Annotated in this window: 15 protein-coding genes and 1 riboswitch; of the genes, 1 reads left to right on the forward strand and 14 read right to left on the reverse strand. The window is 33.4% G+C overall.

Annotation, left to right across the window (positions count from 1 at the left end; translation table 11 throughout):
- Positions 1-55: 55 nt before the first annotated feature.
- From EAH81_RS13840 to EAH81_RS13855, 4 genes are all read right to left on the reverse strand, one after another.
- Positions 56-1,300: a sulfate adenylyltransferase subunit 1 gene (locus EAH81_RS13840; RefSeq protein ID WP_140508016.1), complete on the reverse strand. Its 1,245-nt coding sequence runs from the start codon at positions 1,298-1,300 to the stop codon at positions 56-58.
- A gap of 142 nt (positions 1,301-1,442) precedes the next feature.
- The gene (gene cysD, locus EAH81_RS13845) at positions 1,443-2,342 is read right to left on the reverse strand and encodes a sulfate adenylyltransferase subunit CysD (RefSeq protein WP_140508018.1); all 900 of its coding nucleotides are present in this window, start codon (positions 2,340-2,342) and stop codon (positions 1,443-1,445) included.
- A 369-nt stretch (positions 2,343-2,711) separates the two neighbouring features.
- On the reverse strand, positions 2,712-3,422 hold the full coding sequence (locus EAH81_RS13850) for a phosphoadenylyl-sulfate reductase (RefSeq protein WP_140508020.1): 711 nt from the start codon (positions 3,420-3,422) through the stop codon (positions 2,712-2,714).
- Positions 3,423-3,449: 27 nt separating this feature from the next.
- On the reverse strand, positions 3,450-4,352 hold the full coding sequence (locus tag EAH81_RS13855; protein ID WP_140508022.1) for a sulfite exporter TauE/SafE family protein: 903 nt from the start codon (positions 4,350-4,352) through the stop codon (positions 3,450-3,452).
- A gap of 312 nt (positions 4,353-4,664) precedes the next feature.
- Between EAH81_RS13855 and EAH81_RS13860 the strand changes: the two genes are divergently transcribed.
- Complete coding sequence (locus EAH81_RS13860) at positions 4,665-5,447, forward strand: sulfite exporter TauE/SafE family protein (RefSeq protein ID WP_140508024.1); 783 nt, start codon at positions 4,665-4,667, stop codon at positions 5,445-5,447.
- A gap of 364 nt (positions 5,448-5,811) precedes the next feature.
- Here the strand turns inward: EAH81_RS13860 and EAH81_RS13865 are convergent, their stop codons facing one another.
- The 10 genes from EAH81_RS13865 to EAH81_RS13910 form a co-directional block, all read right to left on the reverse strand.
- Complete coding sequence (locus EAH81_RS13865) at positions 5,812-6,222, reverse strand: RrF2 family transcriptional regulator (RefSeq protein ID WP_140508026.1); 411 nt, start codon at positions 6,220-6,222, stop codon at positions 5,812-5,814.
- A gap of 167 nt (positions 6,223-6,389) precedes the next feature.
- Positions 6,390-6,896 (reverse strand): RDD family protein, encoded by a 507-nt coding sequence (locus EAH81_RS13870; RefSeq protein WP_140508028.1) that lies wholly within the window; start codon positions 6,894-6,896, stop codon positions 6,390-6,392.
- Positions 6,897-7,021: 125 nt separating this feature from the next.
- Entirely contained in the window at positions 7,022-7,558 is a 537-nt protein-coding gene (locus tag EAH81_RS13875) for an alpha/beta hydrolase (protein ID WP_140508030.1), read from the reverse strand.
- Between the two features lie 71 nt (positions 7,559-7,629).
- Complete coding sequence (locus EAH81_RS13880; protein WP_140508032.1) at positions 7,630-8,802, reverse strand: trans-sulfuration enzyme family protein; 1,173 nt, start codon at positions 8,800-8,802, stop codon at positions 7,630-7,632.
- A gap of 136 nt (positions 8,803-8,938) precedes the next feature.
- Positions 8,939-9,364, reverse strand: coding sequence for an OsmC family protein (locus EAH81_RS13885; RefSeq protein WP_140508034.1), 426 nt, complete (start codon positions 9,362-9,364; stop codon positions 8,939-8,941).
- A gap of 200 nt (positions 9,365-9,564) precedes the next feature.
- On the reverse strand, positions 9,565-11,979 hold the full coding sequence (thrA, locus tag EAH81_RS13890) for a bifunctional aspartate kinase/homoserine dehydrogenase I (RefSeq protein WP_140508036.1): 2,415 nt from the start codon (positions 11,977-11,979) through the stop codon (positions 9,565-9,567).
- Position 11,980: 1 nt separating this feature from the next.
- Entirely contained in the window at positions 11,981-12,964 is a 984-nt protein-coding gene (locus EAH81_RS13895; protein ID WP_241676563.1) for an alpha/beta fold hydrolase, read from the reverse strand.
- Between the two features lie 77 nt (positions 12,965-13,041).
- Positions 13,042-13,150, reverse strand: a riboswitch (SAM riboswitch).
- Between the two features lie 187 nt (positions 13,151-13,337).
- Positions 13,338-13,541, reverse strand: a complete 204-nt coding sequence (locus EAH81_RS13900; protein ID WP_140508040.1) for a hypothetical protein — start codon at positions 13,539-13,541, stop codon at positions 13,338-13,340.
- A 612-nt stretch (positions 13,542-14,153) separates the two neighbouring features.
- The gene (locus EAH81_RS13905) at positions 14,154-15,242 is read right to left on the reverse strand and encodes an aspartate kinase (protein WP_140508042.1); all 1,089 of its coding nucleotides are present in this window, start codon (positions 15,240-15,242) and stop codon (positions 14,154-14,156) included.
- A gap of 251 nt (positions 15,243-15,493) precedes the next feature.
- Complete coding sequence (locus EAH81_RS13910; RefSeq protein ID WP_140508044.1) at positions 15,494-16,798, reverse strand: O-acetylhomoserine aminocarboxypropyltransferase/cysteine synthase family protein; 1,305 nt, start codon at positions 16,796-16,798, stop codon at positions 15,494-15,496.
- Between the last annotated feature and the right edge of the window lie 30 nt (positions 16,799-16,828).

A 16,828-nucleotide genomic window follows, 5' to 3' on the forward strand; every position in this document is an offset into this window, starting at 1 on the left:
GCTTTTTTAACTTTGTGTTTTTTGCTTAAGGCTTATTGCTTAAAGCCTAATGCATTTATCGAATGAATCCTACTCCTGCAGTTGTGTTCGTCGCTGTATCAATTAGGATAAAAGCTCCGTTTGATTTATTATCGTTATAGGCATCAAAATATAAAGGCTTGCTTAATTTGATAGTTACTTCTCCAATTTCGTTTATCGCTAATTGCGAAGCTTCTTTTGTTCCTGAATAATCTGTTGAGATTGTATTTTTGATACTTTCTACTTTTGCCAAAACTGAGTTTGTGTTGTGTTGTACGATATATTTTGTACCTGCAACCAGTTTTTTACTGTCCATCCAGCAAACTGTTGTTGTTATTTCTTTTTCAATTTTTGGAAGTTCTGATGATTTTACGATCATATCTCCTCTTGTTACATTGATATCATTTTCTAATTCGATTGTAATCGATGAACCTGCAACAGCTTCATCAAATGTTTTATCGAAAAAGTGAATTTTTGATACTTTTGATTCTGTTAAAGAAGGTAAAACCGTTACTGCATCTCCTACTTTAATAGAGTTTCCGTATAATTTTCCCGCATATCCTCTAAAATCATGATACTCTTCTGTTTTTGGACGAATAACAGTCTGAACCGGGAAACGTGCTTTTCCTGTTTCAAAAACATCTGAAGAATGTAATCCTTCTAAATGTTCCAAAACCGTTTGACCATCATACCATGTCATGTTCTCTGATTTATCAACTACGTTTCCACCATTAATTGCACTTAATGGAATATAACTTACGTTTTGTTCTTTGAAAGTACTTTTAGCATTTAATGCCTGGAAATCGGCTTTGATTTTGTTGTAAACTTCTTCAGAATAATCAACCAAATCCATTTTGTTGATTGCTACAATTACCTCTTTTACTCTCAATAAATTATTGATAAAAAAGTGACGGTACGTTTGCTCAATTACGCCTTTTCTCGCATCAATTAAAATAATCGAAACCTGTGAAGTCGAAGCTCCCGTAACCATGTTTCTGGTATATTCTACGTGACCCGGAGTATCGGCAATAATGTAACTTTTCTTTGCAGTCGAAAAGTAAATATGTGCTACGTCAATCGTGATTCCTTGCTCTCTTTCAGCCACTAATCCGTCTGTTGCCAATGAGAAATCAAGATAATCGTACCCTTTTTGTTTACTGCTTTTTTCGATCGCTTCGATTTTATCTGTAGTCAATGATTTTGTATCGTACAATAATCTTCCGATCAAAGTACTTTTTCCGTCATCTACACTTCCTGCTGTTGCTATTTTTAAAACTTCCATTCTTAATATTTTGTTTCAGGTTTAAAATTTTTGTTTCAGGTTTAATGTTTCAAGTTGTTGAAACGCTTTCACTAAATTTTAAAAGCTGTATGTTTTTTTGATTCTAACTTTTAATTTATAATTTATAATTCACAATTAATAATTAAAAATACCCTTGTTGTTTTCTTTTCTCCATTGCGGCTTCAGAGCGTTTATCATCGATTCTGGCTCCTCTTTCAGAAATTGTTGATGTTCTGATTTCGCCCACAACTTCCTGAATGGTTTCAGCATAAGAATCAACTGCAGCAGTACAAGTCATATCTCCAACGGTTCTGAAGCGAACAATTCTTTCTTCGATTTGTTCGTCTTCTTCCTGATACACAAAAGGAGAATGTGACCAGATTAAACCGTCTCTCAAAAAAACTTTTCTTTTATGTGAAAAATAGATTGATGGAATCTCGATGTGTTCTTTTTCGATATAACTCCAAACGTCTAATTCTGTCCAGTTTGAAATTGGAAAAACACGTACGTTTTGACCATTTTCTATTTTTCCATTCAAAATATCAAACAACTCAGGACGTTGATTTTTTTCATCCCATTGACCGAAGTCATCACGAACTGAAAAAATACGTTCTTTTGCTCTTGCTTTTTCTTCATCACGACGCGCTCCACCAATACAAGCATCAAATTTAAATTCTTCGATAGCGTCTAAAAGTGTGATCGTTTGCAAGCTGTTTCTACTAGAATATTTCCCAGTTTCCTCAACAACTTTTCCTTCATCAATAGCGTCCTGAACATTACGAACGATAAGCTCTAATCCTAATTCCTCAACCAATTTGTCTCTAAAAGCAATCGTCTCAGGAAAATTATGTCCTGTATCAACATGCAAAAGAGGGAACGGAATTTTTGCAGGGAAAAAGGCTTTTTGTGCCAAACGCACTAATGTTATAGAATCTTTTCCTCCAGAGAAAAGCAAAACCGGTTTGTCAAACTGTGAAATTACTTCTCTGAAAATGTATATTGCTTCACTCTCTAAAGCGTTTGTTTTTAATACTGAACTCATTGTTTTTTTGTTTGATATTTTTAGTTTCAGGTTTCAAGTTATGTGAGTTACTCTAACACTTTCAACTATTTATTCTATTTTCTTTATTTTTTTTCAACCGATTGAAATCCGTTTTTACAACCTCTCCATCGTGTTAAAATTCGTTTTTGTAACAGCTTCATCGGGTTAAATCCCGGCGTTGCGATCATCGGGTTTGATCCCGAAGCCTCGGGACGACGCTACAATATGAATCGTTCCTCCTCCCATCGGGTTGAAACCCGACGCTACAATATAAATCGTTCCTCCGGAACTTAAAATCTATATTCTATTATCTTGCTTCTATTATCTTGCTTCTATTATCTTGCTTCTATTATCTTGTCTCTTGCTTCTCTACTCCTTCTTCGCCCCATGCAAACCACATTCTTTATGACTCGATTCCCACCACCATCTTCCGGCTCTGATATCTTCGCCCGGGAAAATTGCTCTGGTACATGGTGCACATCCTATGCTTACGAATCCTTGTTTGTGTAAAGCATTCTGAGGAACATTGTTTTCTGATAAATAGGTTTCAACTTCTTCCAAAGTCCACTTTAATAATGGGTTGAATTTTATGATTCCAAAACCTCCGTCGTATTCAAACAATTGCAAATCGTTTCTGTTTTCAGATTGTTCGGCTCTTAAACCTGTAATCCAAACAGAATTTCCTGCCAAAGCTTTCCTTAGCGGAACTACCTTACGAATAAAACAGCATTCTTTTCTATTCTCAACCGAATCATAAAAACTATTTGGCCCTTTTTCTTTCAGTAAACTTTCCACCGCCGTTGCTTCCGGAAAGTAAACTTCGATTGGCTTCTTGTACTTTTTTAATGTCTTATGAAAAACATCGTACGTTTCCTGAAACAATCTTCCTGTGTCTAAAGTAAAGATGGTAATGTCCTGATTACTCTTTGCAATAAAATCGGTAATTACCTGATCTTCCTGACCAAAAGATGTCGAAAAAATTACTTTTCCCGGATATTCAATGGCTAAAAAAGCTAATGTTTCGTCAAGCGAAAAATCCTTTGTTTTATCTAATAATGATTGTATAATAGTCGCACTCATATTCTCTTTCTTTCCTTCTAAAAAATATTACAATAATTTAGATAATGTTTTCAAACTCAATAGTATAATTAAAATTCCAACTGCTACCATCATTGGCTTTCTTTTGATTTTATTTACCAAATATGCTCCAATTGGCGCCGCAATTACACCTCCTAAAATTAAACCTATAATAACCTGCCAGCCGTGAATTCCTCCAAAAAGCATGAAAGTAATTCCGCTTGCAAATGAAATTGCAAATTCAGCAGCATTCACAGAACCTATTGTATATCTTGGGTTTCTTCCTCTTCCTAACAATGTTGATGTTACGATTGGTCCCCAGCCTCCGCCGCCAACAGCGTCCATAAAACCACCAAAAGTGGCAAGTACTCCTAGTTTTTTAGTTTTCTTTTTAACGATTGTTTTTGCTAAAGCTTTTCTAATAATTATAACTGCCAAAACAATCATATAAACTGCAATAAAGGGCTTTATAATATCCCCATTAATAACATCCGATAATAAATAAGCTCCTGTTATTGAACCTAAAACTCCCGGAATTAATAAATGTTTCACCAACTTTTTATTAATATTTCCAAATCGATGATGCGATAGTGCCGATGCTCCTGTTGTAAACATTTCAGACACATGAACAGCCGTACTACTCATAACTGGTGGAACACCGTAAGCCAATAAAAACGAGGTTGATGTTGCTCCATAACCCATTCCTAATGTCCCGTCAACCAATTGTGCAAAAATCCCGATTAAGAAAAAAATCAAAAATTCCTGATTGAAACCTCCAACAAATCCATTCCATGTAAATTCAGCATAATGGTTGTACACCAAGGTACCTAACAAACCTACTAACAAAACCACGGGAATTACAACCCATAACTTTTCTTTTATTGATGCATCAGACCTAACATCATAACTATTTATTTTTAATTCTTTTTCCATACCCTTGGTTTGGTTTTGAGCTTTAAACCTATTACCCTATCGGCTTAATAGATTACTATGCAAAATTAGTACTTATTTCTAAATATCAAAACATTATTTAATTTTTTTACAACTCTAATTCTCTTTTGGTTAAGAATGACGCAACTTACAATAATATAACAAATTATCCGCCTAAGTTAAAAACCGTATAGACCTGTATTACAACACAATAAATGATTAATAATATTCATTTACAAATATAGCATTTTAAAGTCTACCAAATCCATCGGATAATTATAAAATTGTTCTTATTTTTACAGCAAATTTTAATTCATGGATTTTCAAATAGGTCTTGTAATTGCCGGTTTATTAGTAGGTTTTATAGTTGGATTAACAGGTGTTGGAGGTGGCTCTTTAATGACTCCAATTTTATTATATTTTGGAATCCCGCCCACAACAGCAGTTGGAACCGATTTATTATATGCTGCTTTTACCAAAATGGGAGGTGTATTTGTACATCATAAAAAAGGAAATATAAATTGGACCATTACAGGCTGGCTAACTCTGGGCAGCGTTCCCGCAGCTTTAATTACATTATGGATTTTGAATAGTATTAAAACAGATATTTCGACTATAAATGCCGTAATAAAATACAGTTTGGGCTGGGCTTTGCTTTTTACTTCAGTTGCTATTTTATTCAAAAAGAAACTATTGGTACTTTCTCAAAAACATGCGGGAGATAAATTTCACAGCGAAAGTCATACTCAAAATATGCTAACAATAGGAATTGGTGTTTTATTGGGAGCAACTGTCACACTTACTTCTATTGGCGCCGGAGCTTTAGGAACAGTAACTTTATTTTTCCTATATCCGCTTTTGCCAACGCCTCGTTTAGTAGGAACAGAGATTGCCCATGCAGTTCCTTTAACGTTGGTCGCCGGAATAGGACACGCTTCTATGGGAAATTTAGACTTGGTTTTATTGGGTCAATTATTACTGGGATCGTTACCGGGAATTTTCATAGGAAGTATGTTAAGCGGAAAAGTACCAGATTTATTTCTTAGAAATGCGATTGCTGTTATGCTTTTTCTAGCCGGATACAAATTGATTTTTTAATTTCTTCAACCATATAAGTCATATAAGTTCATTTAATAAAAACTTACAATACTACTTATATTTTAAAGCAATACTTATATTGCCTTACATCGCTTAGGGACAACACAAAAACCTGTGGAGAAACACAAAACATTTTGTATTGTAAATAATTTTAACGCAAAGCACGCTAAGATTTTATCTAATAGTAGGTGCAAAAAACACAAAGTTCGCAAAGCTTTGTGTCGATCCAGCTTTGCGAACTTTGTGTTTTCTATGCATAAAGTAAAATTAAATCTTAGCGCGCTTTGCGGTAAAAATTCATCCCTAATTTATAGCTCAACAGGTTTTGGCATTGATCCATAACTTATATGGTTTAAAATTTTCTTTAAAATGCAATATCTGCAAGTGAGTTACTTTCTAGTATCTTAAGTGTATTGTCTCTAACCTGAGTCATTAAACGTCTTGCCGCACAACTTGTTTCATCATCGCAGTCATCGCATTTTTCATAAAAGTTATGACTTGCGCACGGAAGCAATGCAATAGGTCCTTCAAGAATACGATATACTTTAGCCATACTAATATCTTTCGGATCTTTTATCAGATAATAACCGCCGCCTTTTCCTTTTTTAGCGCCTAGAAAACCGGAGTTTCTAAGCAATAACAAAATACTTTCTAAAAATTTAATCGAAATGTGCTCGCTTTTGGCAATTTCAGCAATTTGTACAGGTTCGTTATTTTCTCGTCTGGCTAAATAGGTTAAAGCTTTAATTCCGTATTTTGTTTTCTTTGAAAGCATTTTTTAATTTTAGATTGTAGGATACTGATTTTAAATTTCTATCTAAAATCTGCAAACTTCATATTTTTCTGCAACAAAAATAAGCTTTTTGAACGAGAATAATAACAGAATGGGAAACTAAGTTCTACTAAATTAGTATAGTTTAAAAATAATAGATTTTAAATGCATTAAACTACTTCATGAACTCCAATTAGTTTAAGATCATGGAAAGTCCTTACTTCTTCTTCCAATGCTTTTTTATTAACTACGTATGTATCCGACATTGAATCATGCCATCCTCTTCCTGAACTTCCTAAAAAAGAAAGTCCGTCAAAAGGAATTATTCTACATAAACTTCTTTTAAAAATACTTCCAAAAGAAGGTTTAGCTCCATTTTCGTCAACTACAATTGTTCCTGTAATAAATTTAGCCAAAGATCTTCCAAACAAACCTTCAGTAATACAATAATAAATGATAGTAACAGCGACAAAAAGAACTCTTCCTGCTAAATCACCAATATCATCCAGCCAAATCACTAATCCGTTAAGCCCAAAAAGACTGCCAAGCAGAGCCAAAAAGACTCCTAAAAGAAATAAAAATGCTAAAATAAAAATGTTGTCTAAAAGATAATTAAAGAACCGCTGTCCGCCGGAAACTAATATTTTGTCATCAAGAATGTAAGTAGAATTGTTCATGTTTTGGTTGATTTTTTTAGTTTATTAATAGTTTTTGATTTTGGTAACAACAAAAATATACTTTTTATTGAAAAAGCTATAAAATAAAAATAATGTTTTTAACAGTATTAAATTTACAGTAAAACTTAAGGTTTTGTCAAGGTTTTCAAAACATCATTACATATCAAAAAACCACTCTTAAGCTCAATATATAATTGATGTGTTTGATTTTCAAGTAACGTATTTGTACTGTTTAGATCCAAAAACCATTCTGGGTTAGGTTTATTTGGATCGTTTTTTCCAAAATATAAGTTTATATTGGAATTTGGAGCTTCTGTTTCATATCGTAGTCTTGTTGACGAAACAGCAAATAAATGAGTAATATTCAATCCCTGCAGAGCGCTTTTCCAGGCAATTGTTCCGCCAATGCTAAATCCTAAAACAGTTACTTTTCCGGTTTCCTGTTTTAATAAATTTTCAACAGCCTGATTAATTCCTCCGTTTAGAAATTGATTGTGAATATCATTTTCAATAAAATTATCAGAATTAATATTTGCCAATTCCAGAACATCATAATATTGAATCTCAAATTTGGATTCTAATAGATCTGAATAGATTTTTATCCATTCCGGATTTTCTCCTCCATATAAATCCGATAAAATAAGCAGTCTTGGTTTGACCATACTATATCAAGATTAGATTTTAGACATTAGATTCTGAAATCTAATATCTAAAATCCGAACTCTAAAATTATTTAAGAAAGTGCCTGATCTAAATCGGCGATAATATCTTTTACGGTTTCCAAACCTACAGAAACACGCACTAAACCTTCTGTAATTCCAACTGCTAGTTTTTCTTCAACAGATAATTTACTATGTGTTGTTGACGCAGGATGTGTTACAATAGTTTTTACGTCACCAATATTTGCTGAAAGTGAACATAATTTAATTTTGTCCAAAAATTTTCTTCCTGCTTCAATTCCGCCTTTAATTTCAATTGCAATTATATTACCACCTAAAAGCATTTGTTTTTTGGCGATTTCATATTTTGGATGCGATTTTAAAAACGGATACTTTACACTATTTACATTTGGGTGATTTTCTAAAAACTCAGCCACTTTTAAAGCATTTTCACAATGTTTATCAACACGAACTGCCAAAGTTTCTAAACTTTTTGACAAAACCCATGCATTAAATGGTGACATTGCCGGACCTGTATTTCTTGAAAACAAATATATTTTACGAATTAATTCTGCATTTCCAACTGCAACTCCACCTAAAACACGGCCTTGACCGTCAATTAATTTTGTAGCAGAATGAATTACGATATCCGCTCCGTATTTAATAGGCTGTTGAATGTATGGCGTAGCAAAACAATTGTCAATTATTAAAATCAGATTGTGCTTTTTTGCAATTTGACCCAACAATTCTAAATCAACTACATCTACACCAGGATTTGTAGGTGTTTCGGCATATAGAATTTTAGTATTTGGTTTAATAAAGCTTTCGATTGTTTCCGGTTGATTGATATCAAAATAAGAAGTTTCAATATTCCATTTTGGAAAATAGGTCATAAACAACGCATGAGTTGACCCAAAAACACTTCCAGCAGAAACTATATGATCTCCAGAATCCAGCAATGCTGCAAAAGTAGAATATATTGCAGCCATTCCAGTTGCAAAAGCATAACCTGATTCTGCACCTTCCATAGCACAAACTTTATCTACAAACTCTGTAGTATTTGGGTTGCTAAAACGGGAGTAAATATTGCGCACTTTTTCTTCTGTAAAAGACGCTCTCATATCCTCTGCATCATCAAATACAAAACTTGATGATAAATACAAAGGAGTTGAATGTTCCTGAAATTGTGATTTTTCTAAATGTGTACGTATGGCTAAGGTTTCAAAACCTAATTCTTGTTCGCTCATTTTTTTTTGTTTTTCAAGTTTCAAGTTTCAAGTTGCAGGTTTGCGATAAGCAAAACCAAAACTTAAAATCGAAACGATAGTGAGTTTTAAGTCAACATAAAATTATCTAATTTTCTAATTGACAAATTATCTAATTCTATAATTCTTCGTTGTTCAATACAACTTTATACTTTATTGTAGCTGTTGGTTCAATTGTTTTAGAAACTGAGCAGTATTTCTCGAAAGAAAGCTGCGCCGCTTTTTTGGCTTTTTCAGGATTAATATCGCCTTCTAAGTAAAAAACCACATTAATTTCTTTAAAAGGTGTTGCTTCTCCAACTTTTACGCGTTCTCCTTCAACCTCAGCGTTGAATGAAGTTATTTCCTGACGTTGTTTCTTCAAAATCGAAATCATATCAATCGCACTGCATCCTGCAACGCCCATCAATACTAATTCCATTGGACTTGCACCTAAATCGCTTCCGCCAAATTCGGCTCTGCTATCAACATCAACTACATGACCTCTTTCATTTTTGAGTTTAAAATGAAACGCGTCGTTTACTCTGTTTAAGGTTACTTTCATTTTTTTGTTTTTTTGTTTTGTTTTTTCACAATCTTGTCATTTCGACGTAAGGAGAAATCACACTCGATTGTCGACAAAGATTGAGACTTTACTTTGTAGAGTTTCGTGTGTGATTTCTCCTTACGTCGAAATGACAAACTAGACTCAATTTTAGAAAATCTAAAATCTGAACTCTATAATCTATCCCGAAGCTTCGGGACTTACCCTTTATCTGACAATCTCAAAATATCTCCAAATACTCCTCTTGCCGTAACCGCAGAACCTGCACCGGCTCCTTGAATAACAATTGGACGATCTCCATAAGATTCTGTATAAATTTCGAAGAAAGAATCTGAACCTTTTAATCCGCCCAAAGCAGTATCTGATGGAACTGAAACTAATTTTACTTCCAGAATTCCTTTGTCGTTTTGCAAATCTCCAGACAATTCACCAATGTATCTTAATACGTGATTTGGCTTTTGATCTGCTTTTATTTTGTCGTAAATTGGATCGAATTCTTTTAGTTTTGTCAAGAAATCAGAAACGTTTCCGTCACGTAAATGCTCCGGAATTAAATTCTGAATAGAGATTTCTTCAAACTCATTTTGTAAATCTAATTCTCTTGCCAGAATCAATAATTTTCTTCCCACATCATTTCCGCATAAATCCTCACGCGGGTCCGGTTCTGTATATCCGTTATCAATTGCTTCTTTTAGAATTTCGCTAAACGGAGCGTCTTTTGCAGAGAAATTATTGAATAAATAACTCAATGTTCCTGAGAAAACTCCTTTTATTTTGGTGATATTTTCACCTGAAAGATGCAATAATTTTATCGTATCAATTAATGGTAATCCGGCACCAACATTGGTTTCATACAAATAGTTCTTCTGATTATCTGCCAGCGATTTTCTCAGTTCTTTATAAAAACCATAACTTAATGTATTCGCTACTTTATTTGATGAAATTAAATCGAAACTGCTTTCAATAAGCGGAATATAATTTTCGACGAAAGTCGCACTTGCCGTATTATCAATTGCGATTAAATTCTCTAAATGATATTCATTTGCATAAGCAATAATATCTTTAATCGTATAAGCTTCGCCTTTACTTGCAATATCATTTTTCCAGTTTGAAGTTACGCCATTTCTGTTTAAAAGCAACTTTTTAGAATTCGCAATTGCAAAAACATTCAGTTTTACATCTTTACGTTTTTCGATCGCTGCAGCCGATTCTAAAATTTGATTAATCAAAGTTCCTCCAACTAATCCGTGACCGAAAATAGCAATGTTTATTTTTTTAGAAACTCCAAAGATTTCTCCGTGAATTACATTTAAGGCTTTGTTTAGTTCTTCTTTTTTAACAACCAAACTCACGTTTTTACCGGTAACAGTGTTGTTGAATAATATAGGAACGATTTTGTTTTTGATTAACGCAGTATATGGTTTATGAAAAGTACTTAAATCCTGACCAATGATCGAAATTACCGAAACATTATCAGTTACTGTAATTTGGTTTACATCTTTAGAATAAAAGTCATTTTCAAATTCTTTTTCTAATTCGACCATTGCCAATGTAGCTTTATCAGTCGCCACAACAAGACCAATTCCTCTTTCTGAAGAACCTTGCGAAATAATACTTACACTGATATTATGATCGCCCATAACTTTAAAAATACGGGCATCAACTCCCGATTTTCCAAGCAATCCACGACCTTCAAGATTTACCAAAGAAACATTTTCTAAAACAGAAAGCGTTTTTATTCCTTCTTTAGTAGAATCTGAAGTAATTAAAGTTCCACGGTTTTCATGATTGAAAGTATTTAAAATACGAAGCGGGATATTTTTTTCTAATAACGGAATTATCGTTTTTGCGTGCAAAATAGTTGCTCCAAAATTCGCCAATTCGTTCGCTTCATTAAATGACAAATATTCGATTTTCTTTGCATCTGCAACCAAATCAGGATTTGCTGTGTAAATTCCGTCAACGTGTGTAAAGTTCTGAAGTTCTTCTGCATCTAAATAATTAGCGATTAAAGACGCTGTATAATTACTTCCGTTTCTTCCTAATGTCGTAGTGTCGTTATTGTTATTTGAACCGATGAAACCTGTAACGATATTAACGGTTTCGCCGTTATGTAATTTGAAATAATTGATGACGTTTTTCTTCGAAAGTTGTTCTAAAGGCTGTGCATCACCAAATTTTGAATCGGTTTTAAGCAATTCTCTTGTATCAACAAAATTAGCCGGAATACCTTTTTCAATTAAAATCGAAGTCAGCAATTTAGCCGAAAGTAATTCGCCTTTAGACAAAATCTGATCTTTGATTTTGTTGCTGTAATCTCCAATCAGGCTTACTCCTTCAAAAAGTTTATCTAAAATATTGAATTCTTCAGATAAGTCAACCTCAGGAAAATCTGAAATCTGATAGGCTTTAAAACTCTCTAATAACGGTTTGTAATTTCCGTTTTTAGCAGCAATCCTTAAAATATCTTCTAATTCATCTGTTGCATTTCCGCGGGCAGAAACTACCACGGCAATTTTTTCGCCTTGACTTACTTTATCTAAAATGATTGAAACTACTTTGTTAAGTCCTTCTCCGTTTGATAATGATTTACCTCCAAATTTTAATATTTTCATTTTATTTTTCTATTGTTTCTGCCTTAAAAATATCGGCAAGTAAATGATCTAATTGTTTGTACTCGATTAAAAAAGCGTCATGTCCGTGAACCGAATCTATTTCGCTATAGAAGACATTGTCTTTGAACTTTTTTAATTCATTATAAGTTTCGCGATTTTCTTTTGGTGTAAAAAACAAATCCGAATTGATTCCGATAATATGAATCGCGGCATTTGTTCTGGACATTAAAGTTTCAAAATCTTCACTATTTCTGGTAATATCTATGGTTTTCAGCAATTGGTTCATCAATTTGTAGGATGCCAATTGGTATCTTTTTTGTAGTTTTTCGCCGTGATGCGCCAACCAGCTTTCTATATTAAAAATAGAGAGATTGGTATTGACTGTACGTTGAAATTTTTCTTTGAATGATTCAGGAGATCTGTAACACAACATTGCATGGATTCTGGCATCTTCAATTGGTCTTGAAGAATTGTTCAGGATTTGCTCTTGCAAATAGCAATTGGCAATCATCCAGTCCGTAGATTTCCAGTCTGTCGCAATAGGAATCAGGTTTTGAGTGATATTTGGTTCCAAGGCAAGAATTTCCCAGGCGATTCCTCCACCAACAGAACCTCCAATAATGGTATAAACCTGACTGATATTTAAAGCTTCTAAACCTTTTATAAAAATTCGGGCAACATCTCTGGTCGTAAAATCCAGATAATTTTCGATTATAAACGAATCGTTTCCGTTTCCGGGAACGTCAAATGCCAGAATAGTATATTTATTGGTATCGATTGTTTTTTCGTCGCCAATTAAATCATTCCACCAACCATTCTCTCCGGTTACCTCAGCGTTTCCTGTCAAAGCATGATTGACCAAAACAATAGGCGCGCTATGCAATGGTAAACCAGAAAGCGTAAAACTTAACGGTAATGATGGATATGATGCACCACTTTCTGTGATGAATTCCTGAATTATAATGGGACTTGGTATATTTTCCAATTTCAAATCTTTTTATTATTGATTTGTATGTGGAAATATTAGAAAGAAAGTACTAGAGTGAAACTAGAAAATTCTTGTTGTTATCTTTCCACGTTTGGGCGTGGTAGAATGCAGCACCTTCTTCGCTTTAACGAAGGGTTGCTAAGGATTCATCGGGTCTAATCCCTCGTCCTTTCTTTATAACATTTCAATACGTTTTTGAACTTAAAGGTGCAAATTAACTACTTATTTCTTAAACTAACAAATTTTATCGAAACTGATTCCGCAATTTCTTAAATATAATTCAAACAAAAACTATTATACGCAAAAAATTACCGAACAATTAGCCCAGTAAAATTAAGCAGGTTTCCCTTATTTTATGATACTTTTTGATTTAGATAAAAAGCGTTTCATTTTCTTTTGAATACATCAAAAACAATAATGAGTTTGGCTCTTTTTTCTCTTCTTTTATATCTGTTTCGGTCATCCCGAATCTTGGATGGATCAATTCATTTTTTGGCGGAGGCGGATTGTTTCTTTCAGCTCTCAAATTTTTCAATGTAGAAAAAGTTTTTGTTATGTAGTTTAATTTGCTCATGATATTTAAGTTTATGTTAGTTTGCGTTTTATAATCTTTATTATTTCTTTAATTCTTTGTTATGGTAACCAAATGGAATAAAAAAACCCTTTTGGATCGGAATACCAAAAGGGTTTAAGTTTTTTTACAACTTATATATACTTTTAGTATCAACAGACGCATACACAAATACGTGCGACGTTAAACATCTTGTTCATCTGTAGGGATTTATTCATCTTTGATTTACTTGCTATTTTAAAAAATTCTTGCATTTGTTTATTTTTATAAGCTTCTCGAAACTGCTGAATTATTTTTTACTTATTTTCCTTTTTAAAATCAATAAGATATAAAATTCATCAACGGTTTTATCCGATCGACATAACTATTACTAAATAATAAATTTATCTTTTTGGTATTTTTGAGGTATTACAAATGTGCGAATATTTTTTCAATTATGCAAGTGAGGATCAACAAATTAATCTTAAAAAACGTTAAAAAACATCATTTTAACGTTAAAAAACATCTTACAAAATTGACTTTTATTAAAATGAGCGTTAAAACTTACAAAAAAAACACGTTACAAACTTCCTGTTTCAAAATATCAAAGAACAACTAACTACTATTAAGAGCCACTTACAACCAAACTGCTTCTTTATTTTTAATTTTCTCAGCCACTTTTAAAATGTCAGTAATTATTCCTCTTGAAATGGCTTGCTTGCATGCCGATGCACTTTGAATCGCAATTGGAACATCTGCATAAGATTGCGTGTAGATTTCGAAAATAGTATCTGATCCTTTCAATTGGCCAATGGCTGACGAAATGGGTTCGGAAACCAATTTGACTTCTAAGGTGTTTTTCTCTACATCAAATTCTCCCACATATCTTAATACATGATGATCTGCCTGTGTGATTTTTGCAATTTTGAACGATTTGTCGATGGCGTCTTTATTAAGGATGCCATTTTGCTCTAAATGTTCTTCATTAATAAGAGAATTGATTTTTATATCTGCCAAATCAAAATCTTTTCCAATTTCTCTCGTCAAAATCAGTAGCTTTCTGGCTGTATCATTTCCGGATAAATCCTCTTTAAAAGTCGAACGCATTAATCCGAGTAAACTTGCATCTTTTAGAAGTGAAGAAAAAGTAGCTTCTTCTGTTGCAAATCGATTAAAAACATAACTCAGATTATCTGAAAAGACACCCCGAATCTTTGTAATTTTTTCGCCTGAATAATACAAGTCTCTTAAAGTCTGCAAAACAGGAAAACCAGTATCAACCGATGTTTCATACAAAAACTCTTTATCGTACTTTTTCAGATTTGCTCTAATCTCTTTATATAAGTCAATTGGTAATGTATTGGCTTTTTTATTTACCGCCACAATATTAAATCCGTTTTCGATCAACGTATTATAATGATGAATTAGTTCGTCACTTGCTGTAGCATCTACCGCAATTAGATTTTCAAATTCATTTACTTTGGCAAATTCAATAATATCCTGCACTTTAAAAGGAACTGCCAATTCCAGAAAATTGGTTTCCCATGCATATCCTACGCCTTCTTTCTCGAAAAAAGCTACTGTTGAATTTGTAATAATCGGAAAATGAAAATCGACATTTTTACTTTCGAGAAAAAACTCCTGACTTTCGATGATTTGATTGATCAAAGTGCTTCCGATATTTCCAATTCCAAAAAGGATGATATTTATTTTAAGCTTTGACATAATTTTTTTATTTATTGGGGTTAATTAAACCATATAAGCGATATAAGTTCATTTAATATTGTCAACGTAATTTCGCCATCTGATGTTAGACGCACTGCTGTGCGTCTCTACTAATGTGCGTCTCTACTTAAATGAACTTATATCGCTTATATGGTAATAAACTTTTATATGGATTTGCTTTTTTATAAAAAATCACCTCTAGCAGAACTCACGCTACTAAAGGCAATTTTTCAAACAAAAAACAAAAAAACCTAATTTTTATTAATGCTGTATTGCGATTGGGTTACGCTTGTAAAAACGGTTTGCAAATCAGCTATTAAATCTTCGATATCTTCAATTCCAACAGAAAGTCGGATTAAATCTTTAGAAACTCCTGTTTCTAATTGGTCCGCATCAGACAGTTGTTGGTGCGTTGTACTTGCCGGATGAATAATTAATGATTTTGTATCACCAATATTTGCCAAAAGCGAGAACAGTTTAGTTTCATCAACTACTTTTTTGGCCGCTTCAAAACCACCTTTTAATCCAAAAGTGATTACACCACTTTGTCCTTTTGGTAAATATTGCTGCGCTAAATCATAGTATTTATTGGCTTTTAAACCTGGATAATTTACCCAAACTACCTCATCTTGTTTTTCCAACCATTCGGCTAAAGCCAAAGCATTTTCGCTATGTTTTTGGATTCGGATTGGCAATGTTTCTAATCCCTGAATGATTTGAAAAGCGTTAAAAGGACTTAATGCTGCGCCAAAATCACGTAATCCTTCAATTCTTGCTTTTGCAATAAAAGCGGCATTTCCTAAAGCTTCGTGATATACTAATCCGTGATATCCTGCTGAAGGTTCTGTAAATTCAGGAAATTTTCCGTTTGACCAGTCAAAATTTCCGGCGTCAATAATAGCACCTCCTAATGAAGTTCCGTTTCCTGAAATATATTTGGTTAAAGAGTGGATCACAATATTTGCTCCATACTCAATTGGGTTCAATAAATATGGTGTAGCAACTGTATTGTCTACAATAAAAGGTACTTTGAAGTTTTTGGCTTCCGCCGAAATTCCTTTCAAGTCTAATACATCCAATTTTGGGTTTCCTAAAGATTCTACAAAAAAGGCTCTTGTATTTTCTTTAGCCGCTTTTGTGAAGTTTTCCGGTTTAGACGGATCTACAAAAGTCGTTGTGATTCCTAAACGTGGCAAAGTTACCTTTAGCAAATTATAAGTTCCACCATACAAACTGTTTGAAGCCACAATATGATCGCCCGCTTTTAGCAAAGTCAAAAATGTTGTCGAAATTGCTGATGCTCCAGATGCTGTAACTACAGCTCCAATTCCGCCTTCAAGCGCTGCAAGCCGTTGTTCCAAAACATCGTTTGTTGGGTTATTTAATCTAGTGTAAATAAATCCGGCTTCGGCTAAGCCAAATAAATTGGCAGCGTGATCTGAATTATTAAATACATATGATGATGTCTGGTAAATAGGTACCGCTCTGGTTCCTGCATTTTTAGTAACATCGTGTCCTGCGTGTAGTGCGTTTGTTGCGAATTTTTGTGTGCTCATGATCTTAGTTTTTTAGGTATTGTTAATACT

This window comes from Flavobacterium pectinovorum (assembly GCF_006438875.1).
In the GTDB taxonomy this organism is placed as follows: Bacteria; Bacteroidota; Bacteroidia; order Flavobacteriales; family Flavobacteriaceae; genus Flavobacterium; species Flavobacterium pectinovorum_A.

Bases quoted from the DNA above. Each gene is read 5' to 3' on its own strand.
- EAH81_RS13865 (WP_140508026.1), bottom strand. From the start codon at position 6,222: ATGCTTTCAAAGAAAACAAAATACGGAATTAAAGCTTTAACCTATTTA.
- EAH81_RS13840 (WP_140508016.1), bottom strand. From the start codon at position 1,300: ATGGAAGTTTTAAAAATAGCAACAGCAGGAAGTGTAGATGACGGAAAA.
- EAH81_RS13880 (WP_140508032.1), bottom strand. From the start codon at position 8,802: ATGAGCGAACAAGAATTAGGTTTTGAAACCTTAGCCATACGTACACAT.
- EAH81_RS13910 (WP_140508044.1), bottom strand. From the start codon at position 16,798: ATGAGCACACAAAAATTCGCAACAAACGCACTACACGCAGGACACGAT.
- EAH81_RS13870 (WP_140508028.1), bottom strand. From the start codon at position 6,896: ATGAACAATTCTACTTACATTCTTGATGACAAAATATTAGTTTCCGGC.
- EAH81_RS13875 (WP_140508030.1), bottom strand. From the start codon at position 7,558: ATGGTCAAACCAAGACTGCTTATTTTATCGGATTTATATGGAGGAGAA.
- EAH81_RS13860 (WP_140508024.1), top strand. From the start codon at position 4,665: ATGGATTTTCAAATAGGTCTTGTAATTGCCGGTTTATTAGTAGGTTTT.
- EAH81_RS13905 (WP_140508042.1), bottom strand. From the start codon at position 15,242: ATGTCAAAGCTTAAAATAAATATCATCCTTTTTGGAATTGGAAATATC.
- cysD (WP_140508018.1), bottom strand. From the start codon at position 2,342: ATGAGTTCAGTATTAAAAACAAACGCTTTAGAGAGTGAAGCAATATAC.
- EAH81_RS13900 (WP_140508040.1), bottom strand. From the start codon at position 13,541: ATGAGCAAATTAAACTACATAACAAAAACTTTTTCTACATTGAAAAAT.
- EAH81_RS13855 (WP_140508022.1), bottom strand. From the start codon at position 4,352: ATGGAAAAAGAATTAAAAATAAATAGTTATGATGTTAGGTCTGATGCA.
- EAH81_RS13850 (WP_140508020.1), bottom strand. From the start codon at position 3,422: ATGAGTGCGACTATTATACAATCATTATTAGATAAAACAAAGGATTTT.
- thrA (WP_140508036.1), bottom strand. From the start codon at position 11,979: ATGAAAATATTAAAATTTGGAGGTAAATCATTATCAAACGGAGAAGGA.
- EAH81_RS13885 (WP_140508034.1), bottom strand. From the start codon at position 9,364: ATGAAAGTAACCTTAAACAGAGTAAACGACGCGTTTCATTTTAAACTC.